This is a genomic window from Stenotrophomonas sp. AN71 (assembly GCF_050435725.1).
GTDB lineage: Bacteria > Pseudomonadota > Gammaproteobacteria > Xanthomonadales > Xanthomonadaceae > Stenotrophomonas.
Window position 1 is genome coordinate 1 of the sequence record NZ_JBNDKU010000009.1, and the last position, 20790, is coordinate 20790.

Below are 20790 nucleotides of genomic sequence, written 5' to 3' on the forward strand. Positions count from 1 at the left end.
GGCCCAGGCGGGGCCGCTGCCCATCCCCCCCCGGACCGCCCGCGGCCGCCACCCCGGGCCCCAACGCCCCTGCATGGCCCACCCGCCCGGCCCCTGACAGTTTCCTGCGCGGCCCGCCACGGATTGGAAGAAGAAGATCAAAGGCAACAGCGGGTCGCGCGCTGCGCTTGCTCCTGCTCATGCTCCTGCGCTCGTGGGGTCAGATCCCTTTTCCAATGGAAAAGGGATCTGACCCCATCGGACAAACGAAAGAGGGACGCGGCGAAGCCGCGTCCCTCTTTCAAATTCCGTCCCGACAACCCAACCCGCCCCGCCAAGCGAGGCAATAACCCAGAGCCGCCTTTGACGTTGCAGTTGCAGTTAAGCCTGCCGCAGGCAGCGCCCGCGGCCGCCGCCGCAAGCAAACCCCTTAAATCTTCTTCGCCAGCGACTCCGCCAGGCCGGTGTAGCTGCCCGGGGTCATCTCCAGCAGACGCTGCTTCGCATCGGCCGGCAGCTCCAGTCCCTGCACGAACGCGCGCATCGACTCGGCAGTGATGCCCTGGCCACGGGTCAGCGCCTTCAGCTGCTCGTACGGGTTCGGCAGGCCGTGGCGGCGCATCACCGTCTGCACGGCTTCGGCCAGCACTTCCCAGGCCGCGTCCAGATCGGCGTCCAGGCGCTGCGGGTTTACTTCCAGCTTGCCCAGGCCCTTGGCCAGCGAATCCAGCGCCACCTGGCTGTGGCCGAACGCGGTGCCCAGTGCGCGCAGCACGGTGGAATCGGTCAGGTCACGCTGCCAGCGGCTGATCGGCAGCTTCGCGCTGAAGTGCTCGAACAGCGCGTTGGCGATGCCGAAGTTGCCTTCGGCATTCTCGAAATCGATCGGGTTGACCTTGTGCGGCATCGTCGACGAACCGACTTCGCCTTCCTTGAGCCGCTGCTTGAAATAACCCAGCGAGACATAGCCCCAGATGTCGCGGGCCAGATCGATCAGGATGATGTTGGCGCGACGGGCCGCGTCGCCGATCTCGGCAATGTTGTCGTGCGGCTCGATCTGCGTGGTGTACGGGTTGAACACCAGGCCCAGGCCGGTGACGAAGCGCTCGGCGAAGGCCGGCCAGTCCACGTCCGGGTAGCTGGCGATGTGGGCGTTGTAGTTGCCGACCGCACCGTTGATCTTGCCGGTCAGTTCGACCGCGGCGATCTGCCTGCGCTGGCGCTCCAGGCGCGCGACCACGTTGGCCAGCTCCTTGCCCAGCGTGGTCGGCGAGGCGGTCTGGCCATGGGTGCGCGAGAGCATCGGCTGGCCGGCCTGGGCGTGGGCGAGGGTGCGCAGGGCGTTGGCGATGCCGTCCAGTGTCGGCAGCAGCACCTCGCGGCGGGCCTGTTCCAGCATCAGGCCGTAGCTGAGGTTGTTGATGTCTTCGCTGGTGCAGGCGAAATGCACGAACTCCAGTGCCGGGGCCAGTTCGGCATCGTCCTTCAGCTGTTCCTTGATGAAGTATTCCACCGCCTTGACGTCATGGTTGGTGGTGCGCTCGATCTCCTTCACGCGCGCGGCCTGGGCCGGGCTGAAGTCGGCGGCCAGTGCACGCAGGCGGGCGATGGCGGCGCTGGAGAACGGGGCCAGTTCGACGATGCCCGGCTCGGCGGCCAGCGCCAGCAGCCATTCCACCTCGACCACGATGCGGGCCTTGATCAGGCCGTATTCGGAGAAGATCGGGCGCAGGGCGTCGACCTTGCCGGCGTAGCGGCCATCGAGCGGGGACAGGGCGAGCAGGGCGGAATCGGACATGTCGGCAGGGCTGGGACGAGCGGCGGGGCCGATATTCTACGACGTGCCGGTGAGGTAGTGCCGGCCGCTGGCCGGCAACCCATGGAATCGCGGGCGCGGCGCCGTTGGCGGCCAGCGGCCGGCACTACCCTTGCGCGCGCAACGGCCGTGCAGACGGAATGATCTGGCCCGTCCTCGTCATCCCATGCTGCGGGCAAGGGAGTATCGTTACCGCAGCCGCCAGCCCCGGGAAGCGACACCCTGCCAGCCGCCGCTTCCCTTTCCCCAACTGAAGTAGTGCGGAGTCGATGCAATGAGCAAAGCTGCAAGCAAGGGTGGAACCCCGGGGTTCCGGATCGAACATGACAGCATGGGCGAGCTGCAGGTGCCTGCCGACGCCCTCTGGGGCGCACAGACCCAGCGTGCCGTACAGAATTTCCCGGTGTCGGGCCAACGCATGCCGCGCGGTTTCATCCGTGCGCTGGGCCTGGTCAAAGGCGCCGCGGCCGGTGTCAACGCCGAGCTGGGGCATCTGCCCAAGACCGTGGCCAAGGCCATCCAGACCGCCGCCGCTGAAGTGGCTGCCGGTGACTGGGATGCGCATTTCCCGATCGACGTCTACCAGACCGGATCGGGCACCTCCTCGAACATGAATGCCAACGAGGTCATCGCGACCCTGGCCAACCGCGCCGGCAAGGCCGGCAAGACCACGGTCCACCCCAACGACCACGTCAACCAGGGGCAGAGCTCCAATGACGTGATTCCGACCGCGCTGCGTGTGTCGGCGGTGCTGGCGACGCATGAGCAGCTGCTGCCGGCGCTGGTGCATCTGCGCAAGACCCTGGACAAGAAGGGCCGTAGCCTGCGCAAGGTGGTCAAGACCGGCCGCACCCACCTGATGGATGCGATGCCGCTGACCTTCGAACAGGAATTCGGCGCGTGGTCAGCGCAGCTGGCCTCGGCCCAGGAGCGCATCGAGGACAGCCTCAAGCGCGTGCGCCGCCTGCCGCTGGGTGGCACCGCGATCGGCACCGGCATCAACGCTGATCCGCGTTTTGGCACGCAGGTGGCCAAGGCGTTGAAGCAGCAGACGTCCTTCAAGTTCGACAGTGCCGACAACAAGTTCGAAGGCCTGGCTGCGCAGGACGATGCCGTCGAATTGTCCGGCCAGCTCAATGCGCTGGCGGTGGCCCTGATCAAGATCGCCAATGACCTTCGCTGGATGAACGCCGGTCCGCTGGCCGGGCTGGGTGAGATCGAACTGCCGGCGCTGCAGCCGGGCAGCTCGATCATGCCGGGCAAGGTCAATCCGGTGATTCCGGAAGCGACCGTGATGGCCTGCGCGCAGGTGATCGGCCACCACACCGCGATCACGGTGGCCGGCCAGACCGGCAACTTCCAGCTCAACGTCACCCTGCCGTTGATCGCGGTGAACCTGCTCGATGGCATCGGCCTGCTGGCCAACGTGTCCACGCTGCTGGCCGACAGCGCCATCGCTGGGCTGAAGGTGCGCGAGGACCGCGTGGCCGAGGCGTTGGCGCGCAACCCGATCCTGGTCACCGCGCTGAACCCGATCATCGGCTACGAGAAGGCTGCGGCCATCGCCAAGCGTGCCTACAAGGAACAGCGCCCGGTGCTGGATGTGGCGCTGGAAGACAGTGGCCTGGATGAAGCCGAACTGCGTCGCCTGCTGGATCCGACCGCACTGACTGCTGGCGGCATCCATGCCGGCGGTGGCGGCGGTGGTTGACCGGTCGGTTGGGTAGCGCCGGGCCATACCCGGCGGATTGCCGGATGGCCGCGCGCTGCGCTCGCCGGGCGTGGCCAGGCGCTACCGGATCAACAAGAAACGCCGCCCTTGAGGCGGCGTTTTTTCAGCGACGGTCGGCGACGATGTTGCCGAAGGTGTCGGTGTAGTCCTTGAACTCGGGGATGCGCTGGATCAGGTCCGCCGGGATCACCTCCATGCCGTCCGGCGGCTGGATCTTCACCGGCTGCATGTTGGGATCGGCCGGTGCGGCGACCAGGGTGTTCTGGCGCAGCACCTGCAGCTTGCCGAACATCGTCTGCAGCATCTGCTTCTGGGCGTCGTCCAGCGGGATCTGGATCTCGTCCATCTTCATCGTGCCATCGCCGAGGATGATGATGTTCGGCGCGGGCGGACGACGCACGGTGACCATGCCTTCGCTGACGGAAATCTTGGGCTTGCCGCGCTCGGCGCGGTGGTTGCGGTAATCCTTGTCACAGCCGACCAGGCCCAGGCAGAGCAGGGCGGCCAGCAGCAGGAACAACTTCTTCATGGCGTTCGGTTCGGGGCATCCGGGGCGGTCATTGTAAGCCGGCCGGCGCGCGCCGGCCGGCAGCGCGATGCCACTGCCGGCCGGGTGCGCTGAAGTGTCACAGGCCTAGCGCAGAACCACGGTGTCCTTGCCGCAGTCGTCCACATCGCTCTGGTCCATCGTGGCGTAAGGCTTGAATGCCGGCAGCTCGCGCGCCAGCGCCTGCTGGCTGGCCAGCATCGCCGGCAACCGCTCGCAGATGCGCTTGGCCTGGGCCTCGATCTTGGCGGCTTCGGCGTTGATGCGCTTTTCAACCCCTTCGCTGTCGCCGCTGAAAATGCCCTTCAGGGCTTCGCCCGCTGCGTTGGCGCCAAGTTTGGCACCCGCCAGACCGACATCCATGCCGTCCAGTGCGATGGCCACCACATGGCCCCGGTAGGTCAGCAGCTGGCGGCGCTGCGCATCGTTGGCTGGCACATCCTTGCCGTCGATCAGCAGATGGCCATCCGGAGTGATCTCCGCGCGCGGCTGCTTGTCGGCGGAGACCTTGATGTTGCCTTGGGCGATGTCCCTGCGGGCCTCGTCCATGGTTTCCTTGACCTTCGTGCCGACGCCGCTGGTGGCGTCAGCCACGCTCTTGCCGACCGAGGTGTCGGGGGTGGACGAGGTGCCGCCGCAGGCGATCAGCGGCAGGCACAGCAGGGTGGCGGGCAGCAGGCGCAACAGCTTCATGGCATTCCCCTCGAATCGGTTGGATGGGCGTTACTTGTTGCGCGGCAGGGTGACCCTGCCGCTGACATTGCGGTGCCCCACATCACCGCTGCCGCTGTGGTCGACGGTCAGGCTGCCACGCACGCCATTGACCTGGATGTCGCCCGAGCCATGGCTGCGCACATGCACGCTGCCTCCGATATCGGCCAGATCAACACCGCCGGAGCCGACCACGCCGACCTCGACGTTGCCCTGCACGCGCTTGAACTCGATGTCGCCCGAGCCGACCGTCTCCAGCCGGGCGTTGCCACGGACATCGCTGATCTTCAGGTCGCCGGAGCCGACGGTGCCGGTGGTCGCGTCGCCGCCGATGTTGCGGGCCTTGACGTCGCCCGAGCCCAGCGACAGCAGGTCCAGCGAGGCACCGCCGTCGATGTCGAGGTCGCCCGAGCCCACCGCGGCGTGGACGCTGCCGCGGGTGCCGCGGGCGATGGCATCACCGGAACCGACGTCCACGCTGAGCGACTGGGCGTTTTCCACGCTGGCATCGCCGGAGCCGACCTTGAGCTGCAACGGCAGGTTGTCCGGCACGCTGCCGCGGATGTCCAGCCAGGCGTAGCTGTTGCCCAGGTTGATGCCGCTGTGGCGACCCTCGCGGCGCAGGCTCACCACCAGCTTGTCGCCGACCCGCCGCTGGTCCAGCACCAGCTGCTCCAGCCATTCCTGGCTGGAGGCGCAGGCGCGGCCATCAAGCTGGCCGCCCCCCTTGCTGGCGACGACCTTCAGGTCATGCTGATTCACTTCGAAGACCACCGCCTTGGCCCCCGCCACGTCCAGCTTCAACGCGCGCGCAGCAGTGAACTTGCAGTTCGGTGCATCGGCGGCGAGCGCCGACAGTGGCAACAGCAACAACGCAGAACAAGCGAGCAGGGAACGCATGGGTGGTGCCTCCGGGTGGATGGGGTCAGATCTCGCCGGCGCGCTTGCGCAGGCGGATGGCAAGGAAGATGAACACTGCGCCGACGGCGGCGCCGATCCACAGTTCCGGCATCGCCAGCGACTTCAGCTGCGAGGCCGGCGACATCAGGCTGACCACCGATTCGAGATCGCGGCGCGAGCCTTCCTCGGCGCTGAGGCGATACACCAGGTCCGTGCCCGGTACGCCGCCCAGCAGCAGCCGGCCGACGATGTTCTGCCAGAACCAGCCCGTGGTCAGTCCGATCAGCGGCATCACCTTGGTGGTGCTGACAATGACGCCGGCGAACAGCGGCAGCATCACTGCCCACAGGAACGGCTTGGTACGGGCCCAGGCCGAGCACAGCAGCAGCCAGCCGGCGGTGGGCAGGGCCCACAGGGCGTAGACCGGAATCCAGGCCAGGTGACCGGCGGCCAGGGTCAGCGGGCTGGCCGGGCCCCAGATCAGGGTCATCGGGCTGCCGCCATGCATCAGCGCGACGATGCTGATGACCAGCATGAAGCCGAACATGGTGATGATGCCGGCGATCACCGCGATCAACGGGGCCACGATCAGTGCACTGATCACCTTGGACAGCACGGTCTGGGTGTCCGACAGCGGCAGCGATTTCCAGAACAGGATGCTGCGGTCACGGCGATCGTCGTACAACGCGCCCAGGCAGTAGAAGAACACCACGAAGGCCAGTACCAGGAACGGCCAGGCTGAGCTGAGCACCAGGGTCAGGTCGAGGCCGTTGCCCAGGTCGGACAGGTCCTTGGCGCTGATGTCGCGGGTCAGCAGGGCCAGGTCCAGGCCGTTGATGTTCACATTGTCGCCGTCAACGCGAAGGCCGCCATCGCGTGCGGCACGATGCAGGGCGAACAGGCCGAAGGCGATGCCGACGGTGCTCATCACCAGCGAGATCAGGCCGGCGATCAGCGGGGCATACAGGAATCCGCCGCGGTTCTCCCAGTACTCGCGCTTGAGCAGCCAGCGCAGGGTGCCCATCGGGCTGACGGGATGGTTGACGGCGTTCATGCGTAGGTCCCCTTCATGATGGCGACGAACAGGTCGGCCAGGCCCGGGCTGCGGGTCTCGCCAAGGGTGGAGAGCTGGGCGCGCGGCACGCCATCGAACAGCATCACGGTCTTGCCGAAGGCCAGGCTGCGCTCGTCGATCGGCTTCAGCGCGCGGGCGGTGTCCAGCTGGTCGGCGTTGACCAGCAGTTCGGTGTAGCGCTGGCCGACGTCGTCCATTTCCGCATCGAGGACGATGCGGCCGTCGCGGATGAACATCACGTCGCTGAGGATGTGCTCGATTTCCTCCACCTGGTGGGTGGTGACGATGATGGTCTTCTGCTCGTCGAAGTAGTCCTCGAGCAGACGCTGGTAGAACTCCTTGCGGTACAGGATGTCCAGGCCCAGGGTCGGCTCGTCCAGCACCAGGATACGGGCATCGATGGCCATCACCAGCGCCAGGTGCAGCTGCACGATCATGCCCTTGGACAGTTCGCGCACGCGCTGCTTCGGCTGCAGCTTGGTGTTGGCCAGGAAGCGCTCGCAGCGGGCGCGGTCGAAACGCGGGTGGACGCCGGCGACGAAATCGATCGCCTCGCGCACCTTCAGCCAGCGCGGCAGCACGGCGACGTCGGCGATGAAACAGATATCGTTCATCAGCTCGTCGCGGTGCAGGCGTGGGTCGCGACCCAGCACGCTCAGCTCACCTTCCACCGAAGTCAGGCCGAGGATGGCCTTCAACGCCGTGGTCTTGCCGGCGCCGTTGGGCCCGATCAGGCCAACAATGCGTCCGCTCGGAATGCTGAAGCTGGCATTGTCGAGGGCGACCGTGGTCTTGTAGGCCTTGCGCAGGCCGCGGGCAGTGATGACCGCTTCGCTTGCAGTGCTATTCATCAGACTTTCCCCTGGGGCAGCAATTCGTCGAGGCTCAGGCCCAGGCGCTGGATGCGCTCCAGCACCGCCGGCCATTCTTCGTTGAGGAAGCGCTCGCGCTCGCTGCTGCGCAGCTGCGTGGCCGCCTGCTCGGTCATGAACATGCCCAGGCCGCGGCGCTTCTCGACCAGGCCTTCGTCAGCCAGTTCCTGGTAAGCGCGCGAAACGGTGATGGGGTTGAGTTGATAATCGGCGGCCACCTGGCGCACCGAGGGCAGGGCATCGCCCGGCTTGAGGATTCCGTCGAGCATCATGGCGATCACGCGCTCCTTCAACTGACGGTAGATGGGAGCGCCGTCGCTCCACTGGATGTCGCTCATATTCAGCTCCGTGGGGTCAGCGGCTGGGCGAACGAGAAGTACGGCATGGACAGGGAGCTGTGCAGCCGACGCGGGGGAGGGGGGGGAGGATCGGCGATGCTTGCCGGTGAAACGGTCGCGTCCTGCGCACTGTCCGCCGAGGCCGGGGAGGTTGGCATGGCCAGCCAGGCGACCACGAGCAGGGTCGAGACGGCAGTGACCGCAGGTGCGGTGAGCGTGCGACGCATCCGGGTGTTCATGGCTTCCCCCTGTCTCAGGTGACTGGTGTTGTATGCAACTATAACACCGGCACGCCGGCGTGCAACCCCTTGCCGGCCCCAACTGATGGCAGGGGTGGTCATGACACCGAAATATCCATCTAATTGATTGATTTTCATTGGAAATAAATCTGTCGTCCGGGCGGATCCGGGCGCATGGTCCATTCAGTGTTGTCCACGTTTTGTCATCACTGCGCCGCTGCCGCTGGGGGGCGGGAAACGCCACGCCCTGCAAAGCCGGCATCGCCCGCCGCGGGAGGGCCGGCCAAGGCCCGGTGCTATAGTTCGGCCGATGCCCGGCCGGAACCGGTCGGCCCCTGTGAATGGCTACTGCGGACTGCTCCCGATGCCCCTGCCGACCGTTTCTCCGCGCCGTCTGCGCGGCCTGTCCCTGCTCACCCTGCTGGTCGCCGGCCTGGCCGGTTCGGCCCATGTGCTGGCTGCGGACCTTCTCGACCTGGACTACCGCCCGCTCGCCGGCAAGCAGCAGGTCAACCTGCAGCAGCGCTATCACGGGCAGGTGCTGCTGGTGGTCAATACCGCCAGCAAGTGTGGCTACACCCCCCAATACGAAGGGCTGGAGGCGCTGCAGAAGCGCTACGCCGGCCGGGGATTCGCCGTGCTCGGTTTCCCGTCCAACGACTTCAAGGGCCAGGAGCCGGGTGACGAGAAGCAGATCCAGGATTTCTGCACGCTCACCTACGGCGTCAAGTTCCCGATGTTCGAGAAGGTGCACGTCATCGGCGCCGAAGCGACGCCGCTGTACCAGCGGCTGACCGCGGCCACCGGCGTGGCGCCGGGCTGGAACTTCCACAAGTACCTGGTCGGCCGCGATGGCAAGGTCATCGCCCAGTTCGCCAGCAAGGTGACGCCGGACGATCCGCAGCTGACCGCTGCCATCGACAAGGCGCTGGCAGCTGCCGCCACGCATTGATATCCGGCACGGATGCCTCGACATCGTCGGCATGCGTGCGACAATGTTTCTTTTCGCGCCGACGTCGGCGCCCAGACACTTCCAGGAATGCAGCGAATGAAGATGGGAATGCGCGGCGCAGCGGCGTCGGTTCTGATTCTGGCGATGGGCACTTCGGGTGTCGCTCTGTCGCAACAACCGGCTGCCCCCGCAGCCGCCAAGGAGACCGCAACCTTGAATTCCCCCAAGCAGAAGCTCGGCTACGCCATCGGCCTGGACGTGGCCAAGTCGTTCGCCCCGATCGCCGATGAGATCGATGTGGCTGCGCTGCGTACCGCCGTGGAGCGTTCGTTCGAAGGCCTGCAGCCGCAGATCACCCAGGAACAGGCCAAGGCCACCGATGCCGCGCTGCGTCAGGTCGTGATGGCCCGCAGTGGCCAGCAGGTGCCGGGCATGGCGCCGGGTTCGCAGCCGGCGAAGGTTGATCGCGTCAAGGTGTCGCAGATGATCGGTTCCTACTCGGTGGGTCCGTCGCTGACGCAGCTGAAGGACGATATCGATGTCGCCTCGCTGTTTGACGCGATCAGCACCGGCCTGAGCAAGGGCCAGCCGAAGATGACGGAAGCTGACGCGACCGCCACCATCCAGGCCTTCATGGGCAGCAAGCAGGCCGAAATGCAGGCCAAGGCCGCCCAGGCCGCGCAGACCAACCGCCAGGAAGGCAATGCGTTCCTGTCCAAGAACAAGACCCAGCCGGGCGTGGTGACCACCGCGTCGGGCCTGCAGTACCAGGTAATCCGCCCGGGCAGCGGCGAGCGTCCGCTGCCGAGCAGCAAGGTGCGCGTGAACTACGAAGGCAAGCTGCTCAACGGCACCGTGTTCGACAGTTCCTATGGCCGTCAGCCGGCCGAGTTCGGCCTGGACCAGGTGATCAAGGGTTGGACCGAAGGCGTTGCGCTGATGCCGGTCGGTTCCAAGTACCGCTTCTGGATTCCGGGCGAGCTCGCCTACGGCGAGAACGGCACCCCGGGTGGCCCGATTGGCCCGAACGCGACTCTGACGTTCGACGTCGAGCTGCTGGGCGTCCTGCCGTAAGCGACCACGGAGCCTGCACGGACATGCGCGTTGCGATTTTCGGTACCGGTTATGTGGGATTGGTGACCGGTACCTGCCTGGCCGACGTTGGCCATCAGGTGGTCTGCGTCGATATCGACCAGGCCAAGGTCGATGGCCTCAACCAGGGCATCATCCCGATCTATGAGCCGGGTCTGGAGCCGATGGTGAAGGCCAACCATGCCGCCTCGCGGCTGGCGTTCACCACCGATGCCGCGGCCGCGATCGGTCACGGCCAGGTGCTGTTCATCGCCGTCGGCACGCCGCCGGACGAGGATGGCAGCGCCGACCTGCAGTACGTGCTGGCCGTGGCCCGCACCATCGGCCGGCACATGAGCGTGCCGACCGTGGTGGTCAACAAATCGACGGTGCCGGTCGGCACCGCCGACAAGGTGCGTGCGGCGATTGCCGCAGAGCTGGCCGCACGTGGCGAGGACATCGCCTTCGACGTGGTGTCCAACCCGGAGTTCCTGAAGGAAGGCGACGCGGTGGCCGACTGCATGCGTCCGGACCGGATCATCATCGGTGCCACCAGCGATGAGTCGGTGGCAGTGATGCGGCGCCTGTACGCACCGTTCAACCGCAACCACGACCGCGTGGTGGAAATGGACGTGCGTTCGGCCGAACTGACCAAATACGCCGCCAACGCGATGCTGGCGACCAAGATTTCGTTCATGAACGAAATTGCCAACATTGCCGAGCGCGTGGGTGCCGATGTCGAGCAGGTCCGTCAGGGTATCGGCTCGGATCCGCGTATCGGCTGGCATTTCATCTACCCGGGCGCTGGATACGGCGGTTCGTGTTTCCCCAAGGATGTGCAGGCATTGGCCCGCACCGCGCAGCAGGCCGGCTTCGAGCCGAAACTGCTGAATGCGGTGGAAGCCGTCAATGACGCACAGAAGGGTCACCTGTTTGCCCTGATCCAGCGTCATTACGACAAGGGCGAGGACGAAGGCGTGCGTGGCAAGACGTTTGCCGTGTGGGGCCTGGCGTTCAAGCCGAACACCGACGACATGCGCGAAGCCTCCAGCCGCCGCCTGCTGGCGCAGCTGTGGGAAGGCGGTGCGACGGTGCGCGCGTATGATCCGGAGGCGATGCACGAATCGCAGCGCATCTTCGGCGAGCGCGATGACCTGGTGTTCTGCAGCAATGCCAGCGAGGCGCTGCAGGGCGCTGACGCACTGGTGGTGGTGACCGAGTGGAAGCAGTTCCGCAGCCCCGATTTCCAGAAGCTGCGGGAGCAGTTGAAGGATGCGGTGGTGTTTGACGGTCGCAATCTGTATGACCCGGCTGAAGTGGAAGCTGCAGGCCTGGCCTACTACGGGATCGGCCGGGGGCGCTCGCTGCATGTCTGATCTGCTGCCCACCGAACGCGAGCAGGCGCTGGAAGCGCGCCTGGTCGAGCTGGAAATGCGTGTGTCCTTCCAGGAACACGCATTGGCCGAACTGAGCGATGCGCTGGCCGATGCCCGCATGCAGGGCATGCGCAATGCCGATGTGCTGGGCGTGCTGCTGGAAGACCTGGGCAAGGTCCGCAACGCACTGAATTCTTCCGATCCGGCGAGCGAACCGCCGCCGCCGCACTACTGATCCGAATCCTATGAGCGATACCCTCCGCGACCAGCTGATGGGCCTGGGCTTCAAGCCCGTACCCAAGCCCGAGCGCAAGAATGATGCCCCCCGCCGTGATGGTCGCCCGCAGGGCAAGGGTGGCAATGGCAATGGAAGGCCGCAGGGCGCTGGCAAGGGCGAACACACGCCCGGCGGACGTCGTGGGCAGGGTCCCGCTGGCCCGGGCAAGCCCGGCGGCCCGTCGCGTGGCCACGGCCAGCAGGGCCCGCGCAAGCCGCGCAGTGCCGAAGAGATGGATCTGGCCAAGGCCTATGCCATCCGTGCGCAGAAGGAAAAGGAAGAGCGCATCGAGACCGAGCGCCTGAAGCAGGAAGAGGCGCGCGTGCGTCGCGAGGCCAAGGCCAAGCTGGAAACACTGCTGAAGGACAAGGGCCTGAACGCGGAGGCGGCCGATATCGCCCGCCACTTCCCCTATGGCGGCAAGATCAAGCGCATCTATGTGACGGCCGAACAGCTGACCGCGCTCAACGCCGGTGAGCTGGGCGTGGTCCAGCTCAATGGCCGCTACCTGCTGGTGACCGCCGAAGTGCTGGCACAGTCTGAAGCGGTGTTTGCCGCGTCGGTGGCGCTGAAGGTCGATCCGAACGCACCGGCCGAAGAAGATCCGTACGCCGATCCGCAGTTCCAGGTGCCGGACGACCTGGTCTGGTAAACGTGTGACCGCCACGGCCCCCTGCCGTTGCGGCAGGGGGGGGGATGACCGCTGATCCGAGCCGCGGCTACGTGCCGCACATCGACGGCCTGCGCGCGATCGCCGTGCTGGCCGTCATCGTGTTCCATCTGGACCCAGCCTGGCTGCCAGGTGGATTCACCGGCGTGGACGTGTTCTTCGTCATCTCCGGTTTCGTGGTCAGCGCGTCTGTGCACCGGCTGCCGCCATTGTCACTGGGGCAGTCGATGCTGCGCTTCTATGCGCGCCGTATCCGCCGCATCGCGCCGGCGCTGCTGACGTGCCTGTTGCTGACTGCCCTGGCCAGCGTGCTGTTCATCCCCGAGTCCTGGCTCAGCGAAGCCAGCGACAAGACCGGGTTGATGGCCTTCTTCGGTTTCAGCAACTGGGTGCTGGCGGCCATCGGCAACGATTACTTCGCGCCCAAGGCCGAGTTCAATCCGTATACGCATACCTGGTCGTTGGGCGTGGAAGAGCAGTTCTACCTGCTGTTCCCGCTGCTGTTCCTGGCCTGGGCGCGAGGGGTGCGCGGGCGCTGGATCAGCCTGGGCCTGTTTGCGCTGGTGAGCGTCGCGTCGCTGCTGCATGCCGCTGTGCTCGGCATGCGTGATGCGCCTCCGTCGTGGGCGTTCTATGCCACCAGCACCCGCCTGTGGCAGCTGGGCGTGGGCGTACTGTTGTTCCAGCTGCTGCATGTGCGCGACACACAGGATGCAGCGACCGCGCAGGCACTGAAGCGCGCTGCACCGGCGTTCTCCCTGCTGGCAGTCGGGGCGCTGGCCCTGCTGGGCTGGGCACTGTGGTCCGCACGCGCTGGCCGCTCACCCTGGCCCGACGGCCTGTTGCCGGCCTTCGCCACCGCTGGCCTGCTGTGGTCGCTGCATCACCACCCGCAGGCGTGGGTGGCGCGCCTGCTGGCCAGTGCGCCGATGCGCCGCGTCGGCCTGCTCTCCTATTCGCTGTACCTGTGGCATTGGCCGGTGTTCGTGTTGATGCGTTGGACGGTGGGGCTGGATACGCCGTGGCAGATGACCTTCGCAATGGCGATGGTGTTGTCGCTGTCCTGGGCGTCATGGCGCTGGGTGGAACAACCGTTCCGTGGACCATTGGCGCAGCGCCTGCGTCCAGGGCGTTGGGTGCTGGCGGGCGCAGCCGTGCTGCTGCTCGCAGCCGGTACCCAGGCATTGCTCTATCTGCAGGCGCCGCGGCTGTCGCTGAGCACGGTCAGCCGGCATCCGGCTGATTGGTACCCCAACGGCAAGAGCGTGGCCGGTGACTATCCCGGTTGTGCACTGGTGGCTGCCAAGCACCGTTTTGAAGGTGGCAGTGCACGCACCTATGCCCGGGGAAGCTGCGATCGCCCGTTGCCGGCCGGTGCGCCGAAGCGGGTGTTCGTTGCCGGTGATTCTCATGCGATGGCCTACATCGAGCTGCTGCAGCGGCTCGCATTGGAAACCGGCTCGGAGGTGTCCCTCTATGGCCGTGGTGGATGCCCGCAGGTGAGCCTGCAGAAGTGGCGTGGTGCAGGTGCCGGGTGTGCCGATTTCGACGCAGCAGTGTTCGCCGACATCACGCGGCGTGCGCAGCCGGGTGATGCCGTGGTACTGGTCTCGCTGCGGGTTCCGCGCCTGTCTGATCAGTTCGTGTTGTTCGATGCGCAGACGCAGCTGGCGGGCGAACTGACCGCGGAAGCCGCAGCGGGGCGTGAGGTTGAAGTGGCAGAGGCGATCTCGCAGTGGCGGCCACTGGCCGAGCGCGGCGTGCGCATCGTGCTGGAGGCTCCCAAGCCGGTGCTGCCGGCCCCGCCCTATCGGTGCTCGGATCGCTTCAATGCGCGCAACGATGTCTGCCGGAACGGTCTGGACAGCACGCGCGAGGCAATGGAAACACTGCGCGCACCGATGCTGGGCAGCCTGCGGCAGGTGGCCGATGGCCTGCCGGGCGGCGTGCTGTGGGACCCGATGCCGGTGCTGTGCGACGAAGTGCTCTGTCCGGCGCAGCGTGATGGCCGCCCACTGTTCTTCGATGGAGACCACCTGAGCGCGCACGGCAACCGTGTGCTGCTGCCGTCGCTGCAGCAGGTGCTGCTGCAGCGCTGAGCCGACATGTGTTCAGTGTGTGCGGCCGTTCCGCCGCGCACGGATCAACGGCAGACTGAGTGCGAAGAAGCACAGCAGGGCGCCCACCAGGGCGAAGCCACTCCCGGCCAGGAACGCGGTGCGGCCGTCATCGATCTTCCAGAGCTGGCCGGCGATGAGCGCACCCAACACGCCGCCGACGCCGGACGAGAATCCGTACAGCAGCCCCTGACCATGCCCGTTGAGCCGGCCCGGGAAATAAGTGGCCAGCATCTGCATCGCAGCTGCGAAGAACGCGGCAAAGCCCAACGCATGGGCGGTCTGCGCCACCAGCATCACCGGCAGGTTCTCCGGGAACAGTGCGGTCACCGCCCAGCGCAGGCAGGAACTGATCAGCGCGATCAGCAGCATCCAGCTGGCGTCGTAGCGGCGGAAAAAGCGACCGATGGTGAAGAACACGCCCACCTCGAACACCACGCCGATGGTCCACAGCAGGCCGAGGGTGGAGGTGCGGTAGCCGTGGTGATCCATGTAGACCGAGAAGAACGTGTAGTACGGCCCGAACGACAGCTGTTCCATGAACGCGGCCAGGAAGAACGCCAGTACCGGAGGCCGGCGCACGATCTGCCAGAAACCGCTGGCATCGCCCGCGGTCTTGCCGATATCGCGTGCGTAGTGATTGCTGAAGGCAGAGGCCACCATCAAGGCGAACAGCGGCAGCATCATCCACGGCAGCAGTCCGGCGCGGCTGGCCGTGCCGTCGCCTTCGATCAGCCAGCCGAACAGGGTGACCACGGCGATGAAGCCAAGTGAGCCCCAGACCCGGATCAACCCGTAACGATGGCTGTCATTGCCGAGATGGGTCAGGGTGATCGACTCGAACTGCGGCATCACCGCGTTGTAGAAGAAGCAGAACACCACCATCGCCGGGTACATCCACGGCAGTGGCAAGGGCAGCAGGAACACCGCGAAACTGAGCAGGGCCAGCACGCAGCCCAGGCGCAGCAGCCGGATGGGGCGCGGCGAGGCGGCTGCCAGCGAGGTCCAGGTACTGGGGGCGATCACGCGGGTGGCATACCACAAGCCCATCATCACGCTGATCGCGGTCACGCTCATGCCGCGCGCGGTCAGGAACAGGCTCCAGTACGGGGTGAATGCACCGAGCGCTGCGTAATAGAACAGGTAGAAGCTTGAGAGGCGGGCAACAGGAACGGTCATCGCGGGAATAGTGCACGGTAGCGCCGGGCCATGCCCGGCGAAAGGGAGTTTACGCCGGCATGGCCCGTCGCTACCGCCTCATTCGGGGTCGTAGTCGAGGTTGGAGGCCAGCCAGCGTTCGGCCTGGGCACGATCCACGCCCTTGCGCCGGGCGTAGTCGCTGACCTGTTCGCGGCTGAGGCGGCCGACCACGAAGTACTGGCTCTGCGGATGGCTGAAGTAGTAGCCCGAGACAGCGGCCGTGGGCAGCATTGCGAAGCTCTCGGTCAACTCCATGCCGGCGTTCGCTTCGGCCTGCAGCAGGTCGAACAGGCGGCGCTTTTCGCTGTGCTCCGGGCAGGCGGGATAGCCTGGAGCCGGACGGATGCCGCGGTACTGCTCGTCGATCAGTGCCTCGTTGTCCAAGGTCTCGGCATGGTCAAAGCCCCAGAATTCAGTGCGCACGCGCTGGTGCAGGCGTTCGGCCAGAGCTTCAGCGAAGCGGTCGGCCAGCGCCTTCAGCAGGATCGCGTTGTAATCGTCGTGCTCGGCCTCGAAGCGTGCCACATGTGCATCGATGCCGATGCCGGCGGTGACCGCGAACGCACCGATCCAGTCCTGGCGGCCGCTGTCGACCGGGGCGATGAAGTCGGCCAGGCAGAAGTCCGGGCGCTCGGCCGGCTTGTCCACCTGCTGGCGAAGGAAGTGCAGGGTGGTTTCACCCTGCGGGTGTTGTACGCGCACGTCGTCGCCAACGCTGTTGGCCGGCCACAGGCCGAACACCGCCTTGGCGGTCAGCCACTTGTCGCCGACGATGCGATCGAGCATCGCGCGGGCATCCTTGTACAGCTCGCTGGCCTGGGTGCCGACGATGTCGTCGGTGAGGATGGCCGGGTACTTGCCGGCCAGCTCCCAGGCCTGGAAGAACGGCGTCCAGTCGATGTAGTCGACCAGTTCGGCCAGCGGGTAATCGTCGAGCACGTGCAGGCCGGGCTGGTTCGGCACTGGAGGGGTGTAGCTGTCCCAGCCGCCCTGGAACTTCTGCCCGCGCGCGTGCTCCAGAGTCACCAGGCGCTTGGCATCGCCACGGTTGCGGTGGCGCGCGCGGATCTCGGCATAGTCGGCTTCATTGGCGGCGACGAAGGCCCCGCGCAGGTCGCGGGAGATCAGCGACTGCGCCACGCCGACCGCGCGCGAGGCGTCCTTCACCCATACTGTGGGTGCGTGATAGTGCGGATCGATCTTCAGCGCAGTATGCGCACGTGAGGTGGTGGCGCCGCCGATCAGCAACGGCATGTCGAAGCCCTGGCGCTGCATCTCGCGGGCGACGTGGCTCATTTCTTCCAGCGACGGTGTGATCAACCCGGACAGGCCGATCAGGTCGGCGTTGTGCTCGCGCGCGGCGTCGAGAATCTTCTGCGCCGGCACCATCACGCCCAGGTCGATCACTTCGAAGTTGTTGCAGGCCAGGACCACGCCGACGATGTTCTTGCCGATGTCATGCACGTCGCCTTTCACCGTGGCCATGATGATGCGGCCGTTGCTCTTGGCGGTGTCGCCGCTGCGCGCCTTCTCCGCTTCGATCCAGGGCAGCAGGTAGGCCACCGCCTTCTTCATCACGCGCGCGGACTTCACCACCTGCGGCAGGAACATCTTGCCGGCGCCGAACAGGTCACCGACCACGTTCATGCCGTCCATCAGCGGGCCTTCGATCACATCCAGCGGACGGCTGGAGGCCTGCCGGGCCAGCTCGGTATCTTCCTCGACATAAGCGTCCAGGCCGTGAACCAGTGCATGCGCCAGGCGCTGTGCGACCGGCTTCTCGCGCCAGGCAAGGTCTTCGGTCTTCGCCGCACCCTTCTTGCCCTTGTAGCGCTCGGCGATCTCCAGCAGGCGCTCGGTGGCATCGCTGCGGCGGTTGAGGGTCACGTCTTCAACGCGCTCGCGCAGTTCTGGATCGAGCTCGTCGTAGATCGGCATGGCGCCGGCGTTGACGATGCCCATGTCCATACCGGCCGCGATGGCGTGGTAGAGGAATACCGAATGGATGGCCTGGCGCACCGTTTCGTTGCCGCGGAACGAGAACGATACGTTGGAGACGCCACCAGAGACATGACAGTGCGGCAGGGTCTGCTTGATGATGCGGGTGGCTTCGATGAAGTCCACCGCGTAGTTGTCGTGCTCCTCGATGCCGGTGGCAACGGCGAAGATGTTCGGATCGAAGATGATGTCCTGCGGCGGGAAACCGATCTCGTCAACGAGGATGCGGTAGGCACGTGTGCAGATCTCGACCTTGCGCGCACACGTGTCGGCCTGGCCGCTTTCGTCGAAGGCCATCACCACCGCGGCGGCGCCATAGCGCAGCACCTTGCGTGCGTGTTCGCGGAACAGCGCCTCGCCTTCCTTCAGCGAGATCGAATTGACCACGCTCTTGCCCTGCAGGCACTTCAACCCGGCCTCGATCACGCTCCACTTGGAGGAGTCGACCATCACCGGTATACGGGCGATGTCCGGCTCGGACATGATCAGGTTGAGGTAGCGGGTCATCGCCGCTTCCGAATCGATCAGGCCCTCGTCCATGTTGACGTCGAGGATCTGCGCGCCGCTGGCCACCTGCTGGCGGGCCACATCCACCGCCTCTTCGTAGCGCCCTTCCTTGACCAGCTTGCGGAACTGCGCGCTGCCGGTGACGTTGGTGCGCTCGCCGACGTTGATGAACAGCAGGTCCGGGGTGATGACCAGAGGTTCCAGGCCGGACAGGCGGGTAGGGCGGACAGGCGTCATGGCAGGCGGCGGCTCAGCGGCAATAGGGTGGGACGTGCGGAACGGTGGCGGCGACGTTCATGCGGCCCGCACCTGGGCGCCGGGCAGCGCACGCGGTGGCAGTCCGGCCACTGCCTGGGCGATCGCGCGGATGTGGTCGGGCGTGGAGCCGCAGCAGCCGCCGACCAGGTTCAACAGGCCATCGGCGGCGAAGCCGCGCAGGGTGCTGGCCATTTCCTCGGGGGTCTCGTCGTACTCGCCGAAGGCATTGGGCAGGCCCGCGTTGGGATGCGCGCTGACGTAACAGTCGGCGACCTGCGAAAGGGTTTCCACATGCGGGCGCATCGCATTGGCGCCCAGTGCGCAGTTCAGGCCGATCGACAACGGCCGCGCATGCGCCAGCGAGGCATGGAAGGCCTCGGCGGTCTGCCCGGACAAGGTACGCCCGGAGGCATCGGTGATGGTGCCGGAGATCATCACCGGCAACCGCGCACCGCGCGCATCGAAGGCTTCTTCCAGCGCGTACAGCGCGGCCTTGGCGTTGAGCGTGTCGAAGATGGTCTCGACCATGAGGGTGTCTGCGCCACCGTCGATCAGGCCCTCGATGGCTTCGCGGTAGGTGTCGCGCAGCTCGTCGAAGCTGGTGTTGCGGAAGCCTGGATCATTGACGTCGGGGCTGATCGAAGCGGTGCGGCTTGTTGGGCCGATCACCCCGATCACGAAGCGTGGTTTGCCCGGCGTGGCTGCGGCGGCCGCATCGCAACAGCTGCGTGCAACCGCAGCACCGGCCTTGTTCAGTTCGTACACCAGGTGTTCGAGGTGGTAATCGGCCTGGCTGACCGAAGTGGCATTGAAGGTGTTGGTCTCCACCAGGTCCGCGCCGGCCTCCAGGTAGGCGGTGTGGATATCGGCGATGATCTGCGGCCGGGTCAGCAGCAGCAGATCGTTGTTGCCCTTGAGGTCATGCCCTTCTGGCGTTGCGTGATCGCAGCCAGGGCCATGTGCATGGTCGTAGCCCCCGACGAAGCGCTCGCCGCGATAGTCGTCTTCCTGCAGGCCATGGCGCTGGATCATCGTGCCCATCGCACCGTCGATGATCAGGATCCGCTCACGCAGGGCGTCGAGCAGGGCGTTGGCACGATCAGGATGCAACCAGGGCAGGGCGGTCATGGCGGACTCGGGCTCAGGGCTTGTTGGCGATCAGCGAGATCACTTCGAAATGCGGCGGGCGCTTTTCGCGCGTGACCGTCTCCAGGCTGGACACCTGCAGGCCCGCCTTGTCGACGAACTTGCGCAGTTCCTTGTCGCTGAAGCCGAGGTTGACGTGGCCGAAGGCCTCCACGGCGGCCTTGTGCTCGTGCCGGGCCAGGCTGCACAGCAGCAGGCGGCCGCCCGGACGCAGCACGCGTGCCGCCTCGGTCACTGCCTGCGCCGGCTTGCTGGCGTAGGTCAGCGCATGCATCAGCACCACCAGGTCGAAGCTGCGGTCCTTGAACGGCAGCGCGTGCATGTCGCCCTCGCGCACTTCCACGTTCGGCAGGCGGCGCAGGCGTTCGCTGGCCGCGGCGACCACGCGGGCACTGGTATCGATGCAGACGTAGCGATGCGCGTGCGGAGCGACCAGTTCGGCCAGCACGCCATCACCGGAGGCGATGTCGAGCACGTCGCCGGTTTCCAGCAGCGGCAGCGCGGTGCGCGCGAGCGCCTCCCAGGTACGGCCCGGGGAGTAGTGGCGCTCCATGTCGCCGGCCACGCTGTCAGCCCAGTTCTGGTCGGAGGCGCGGTGGGCCAGCACGGAGGCGACCCGTTCGGCATCCTGCCGAAGCAGCGGATCGTCACTCCCGTTGCTCAAGGCATGCCACAATGCGCGCTGCGCCGGGTCCAGCTGGGCCTCGTCGAAGCGGTAGTAGGCCGAAACGCCGGCACGGCGGTCGCGGACCAGACCGGCTTCCTTCAGGCGCGCCAGGTGGGTCGACACGCGCGGCTGCGCCAACCGTGTGATCGCCGACAGTTCGGCCACGGTCAGTTCCTCCTGCTCCAGCAGCGCCAGCAGGCGCACACGGGTAGCGTCGGCGAACACCTTCAGTCGGGTCGACCAGTCTTCCAGATCCATAAATATCTACCTATCGCGATATAGAGATATATTCGCCGAGAAGGCCTGCCGGGGTCAAGTCGCTGGCGTACGGAAGCCCTTGGG

At 66.3% G+C, this 20790-nt stretch carries 19 protein-coding genes; 7 read left to right on the forward strand and 12 right to left on the reverse strand.

Annotation, left to right across the window (positions count from 1 at the left end; genetic code table 11):
• Window positions 1–409: 409 nt before the first annotated feature.
• A complete protein-coding gene (gene purB / locus ABH900_RS14395; protein WP_429623704.1) occupies window positions 410–1777 on the reverse strand; it encodes an adenylosuccinate lyase in 1368 nt (455 codons plus the stop codon).
• Window positions 1778–2069: 292 nt separating this feature from the next.
• Here purB and ABH900_RS14400 point away from each other — a divergent pair, with 292 nt between their 5' ends.
• On the forward strand, window positions 2070–3506 hold the full coding sequence (locus ABH900_RS14400) for a class II fumarate hydratase (RefSeq protein WP_429623706.1): 1437 nt from the start codon (window positions 2070–2072) through the stop codon (window positions 3504–3506).
• Between the two features lie 124 nt (window positions 3507–3630).
• Here the strand turns inward: ABH900_RS14400 and ABH900_RS14405 are convergent, their stop codons facing one another.
• From ABH900_RS14405 to ABH900_RS14435, 7 genes are all read right to left on the reverse strand, one after another.
• Window positions 3631–4056 (reverse strand): hypothetical protein, encoded by a 426-nt coding sequence (locus tag ABH900_RS14405; protein WP_429623708.1) that lies wholly within the window; start codon window positions 4054–4056, stop codon window positions 3631–3633.
• A 105-nt stretch (window positions 4057–4161) separates the two neighbouring features.
• Window positions 4162–4767 (reverse strand): hypothetical protein, encoded by a 606-nt coding sequence (locus tag ABH900_RS14410; RefSeq protein ID WP_429623710.1) that lies wholly within the window; start codon window positions 4765–4767, stop codon window positions 4162–4164.
• Between the two features lie 30 nt (window positions 4768–4797).
• Window positions 4798–5685: a DUF4097 family beta strand repeat-containing protein gene (locus ABH900_RS14415; protein WP_429623711.1), complete on the reverse strand. Its 888-nt coding sequence runs from the start codon at window positions 5683–5685 to the stop codon at window positions 4798–4800.
• Between the two features lie 25 nt (window positions 5686–5710).
• Complete coding sequence (locus ABH900_RS14420; protein WP_429623712.1) at window positions 5711–6739, reverse strand: ABC-2 transporter permease; 1029 nt, start codon at window positions 6737–6739, stop codon at window positions 5711–5713.
• Window positions 6736–7611 (reverse strand): ABC transporter ATP-binding protein, encoded by an 876-nt coding sequence (locus ABH900_RS14425; protein WP_053460829.1) that lies wholly within the window; start codon window positions 7609–7611, stop codon window positions 6736–6738. The genes ABH900_RS14420 and ABH900_RS14425 overlap by 4 nt, the downstream gene beginning before the upstream one ends.
• Window positions 7611–7970, reverse strand: a complete 360-nt coding sequence (locus ABH900_RS14430; protein ID WP_005410261.1) for a GntR family transcriptional regulator — start codon at window positions 7968–7970, stop codon at window positions 7611–7613. The genes ABH900_RS14425 and ABH900_RS14430 overlap by 1 nt, the downstream gene beginning before the upstream one ends.
• Window positions 7971–7972: 2 nt before the next feature.
• On the reverse strand, window positions 7973–8209 hold the full coding sequence (locus ABH900_RS14435) for a hypothetical protein (protein ID WP_429623714.1): 237 nt from the start codon (window positions 8207–8209) through the stop codon (window positions 7973–7975).
• A gap of 364 nt (window positions 8210–8573) precedes the next feature.
• Here ABH900_RS14435 and ABH900_RS14440 point away from each other — a divergent pair, with 364 nt between their 5' ends.
• From ABH900_RS14440 to ABH900_RS14465, 6 genes are all read left to right on the forward strand, one after another.
• Window positions 8574–9161 carry a glutathione peroxidase gene (locus tag ABH900_RS14440; protein ID WP_429623716.1) on the forward strand — a complete coding sequence of 196 codons (588 nt, stop codon included), beginning with the start codon at window positions 8574–8576 and terminating at the stop codon, window positions 9159–9161.
• A gap of 96 nt (window positions 9162–9257) precedes the next feature.
• Complete coding sequence (locus tag ABH900_RS14445; RefSeq protein ID WP_429623718.1) at window positions 9258–10235, forward strand: FKBP-type peptidyl-prolyl cis-trans isomerase N-terminal domain-containing protein; 978 nt, start codon at window positions 9258–9260, stop codon at window positions 10233–10235.
• A 23-nt stretch (window positions 10236–10258) separates the two neighbouring features.
• Window positions 10259–11608: a UDP-glucose dehydrogenase family protein gene (locus ABH900_RS14450; RefSeq protein WP_429623719.1), complete on the forward strand. Its 1350-nt coding sequence runs from the start codon at window positions 10259–10261 to the stop codon at window positions 11606–11608.
• Entirely contained in the window at window positions 11601–11843 is a 243-nt protein-coding gene (locus ABH900_RS14455) for a SlyX family protein (protein ID WP_429623721.1), read from the forward strand. The genes ABH900_RS14450 and ABH900_RS14455 overlap by 8 nt, the downstream gene beginning before the upstream one ends.
• Before the next feature lie 10 nt (window positions 11844–11853).
• Window positions 11854–12537, forward strand: coding sequence for a DUF2058 domain-containing protein (locus ABH900_RS14460; RefSeq protein WP_429623723.1), 684 nt, complete (start codon window positions 11854–11856; stop codon window positions 12535–12537).
• Window positions 12538–12581: 44 nt separating this feature from the next.
• Window positions 12582–14654: an acyltransferase family protein gene (locus ABH900_RS14465; protein WP_429623724.1), complete on the forward strand. Its 2073-nt coding sequence runs from the start codon at window positions 12582–12584 to the stop codon at window positions 14652–14654.
• A 12-nt stretch (window positions 14655–14666) separates the two neighbouring features.
• Here the strand turns inward: ABH900_RS14465 and ABH900_RS14470 are convergent, their stop codons facing one another.
• From ABH900_RS14470 to ABH900_RS14485, 4 genes are all read right to left on the reverse strand, one after another.
• On the reverse strand, window positions 14667–15851 hold the full coding sequence (locus ABH900_RS14470; protein WP_429623725.1) for an MFS transporter: 1185 nt from the start codon (window positions 15849–15851) through the stop codon (window positions 14667–14669).
• 78 nt (window positions 15852–15929) lie between these two features.
• Window positions 15930–18614, reverse strand: coding sequence for a methionine synthase (gene metH / locus ABH900_RS14475; RefSeq protein WP_429623726.1), 2685 nt, complete (start codon window positions 18612–18614; stop codon window positions 15930–15932).
• Between the two features lie 57 nt (window positions 18615–18671).
• Window positions 18672–19763, reverse strand: a complete 1092-nt coding sequence (locus ABH900_RS14480) for a homocysteine S-methyltransferase family protein (protein WP_429623727.1) — start codon at window positions 19761–19763, stop codon at window positions 18672–18674.
• A gap of 13 nt (window positions 19764–19776) precedes the next feature.
• Window positions 19777–20706 carry an ArsR/SmtB family transcription factor gene (locus ABH900_RS14485; protein WP_429623728.1) on the reverse strand — a complete coding sequence of 310 codons (930 nt, stop codon included), beginning with the start codon at window positions 20704–20706 and terminating at the stop codon, window positions 19777–19779.
• Window positions 20707–20790: the final 84 nt, after the last annotated feature.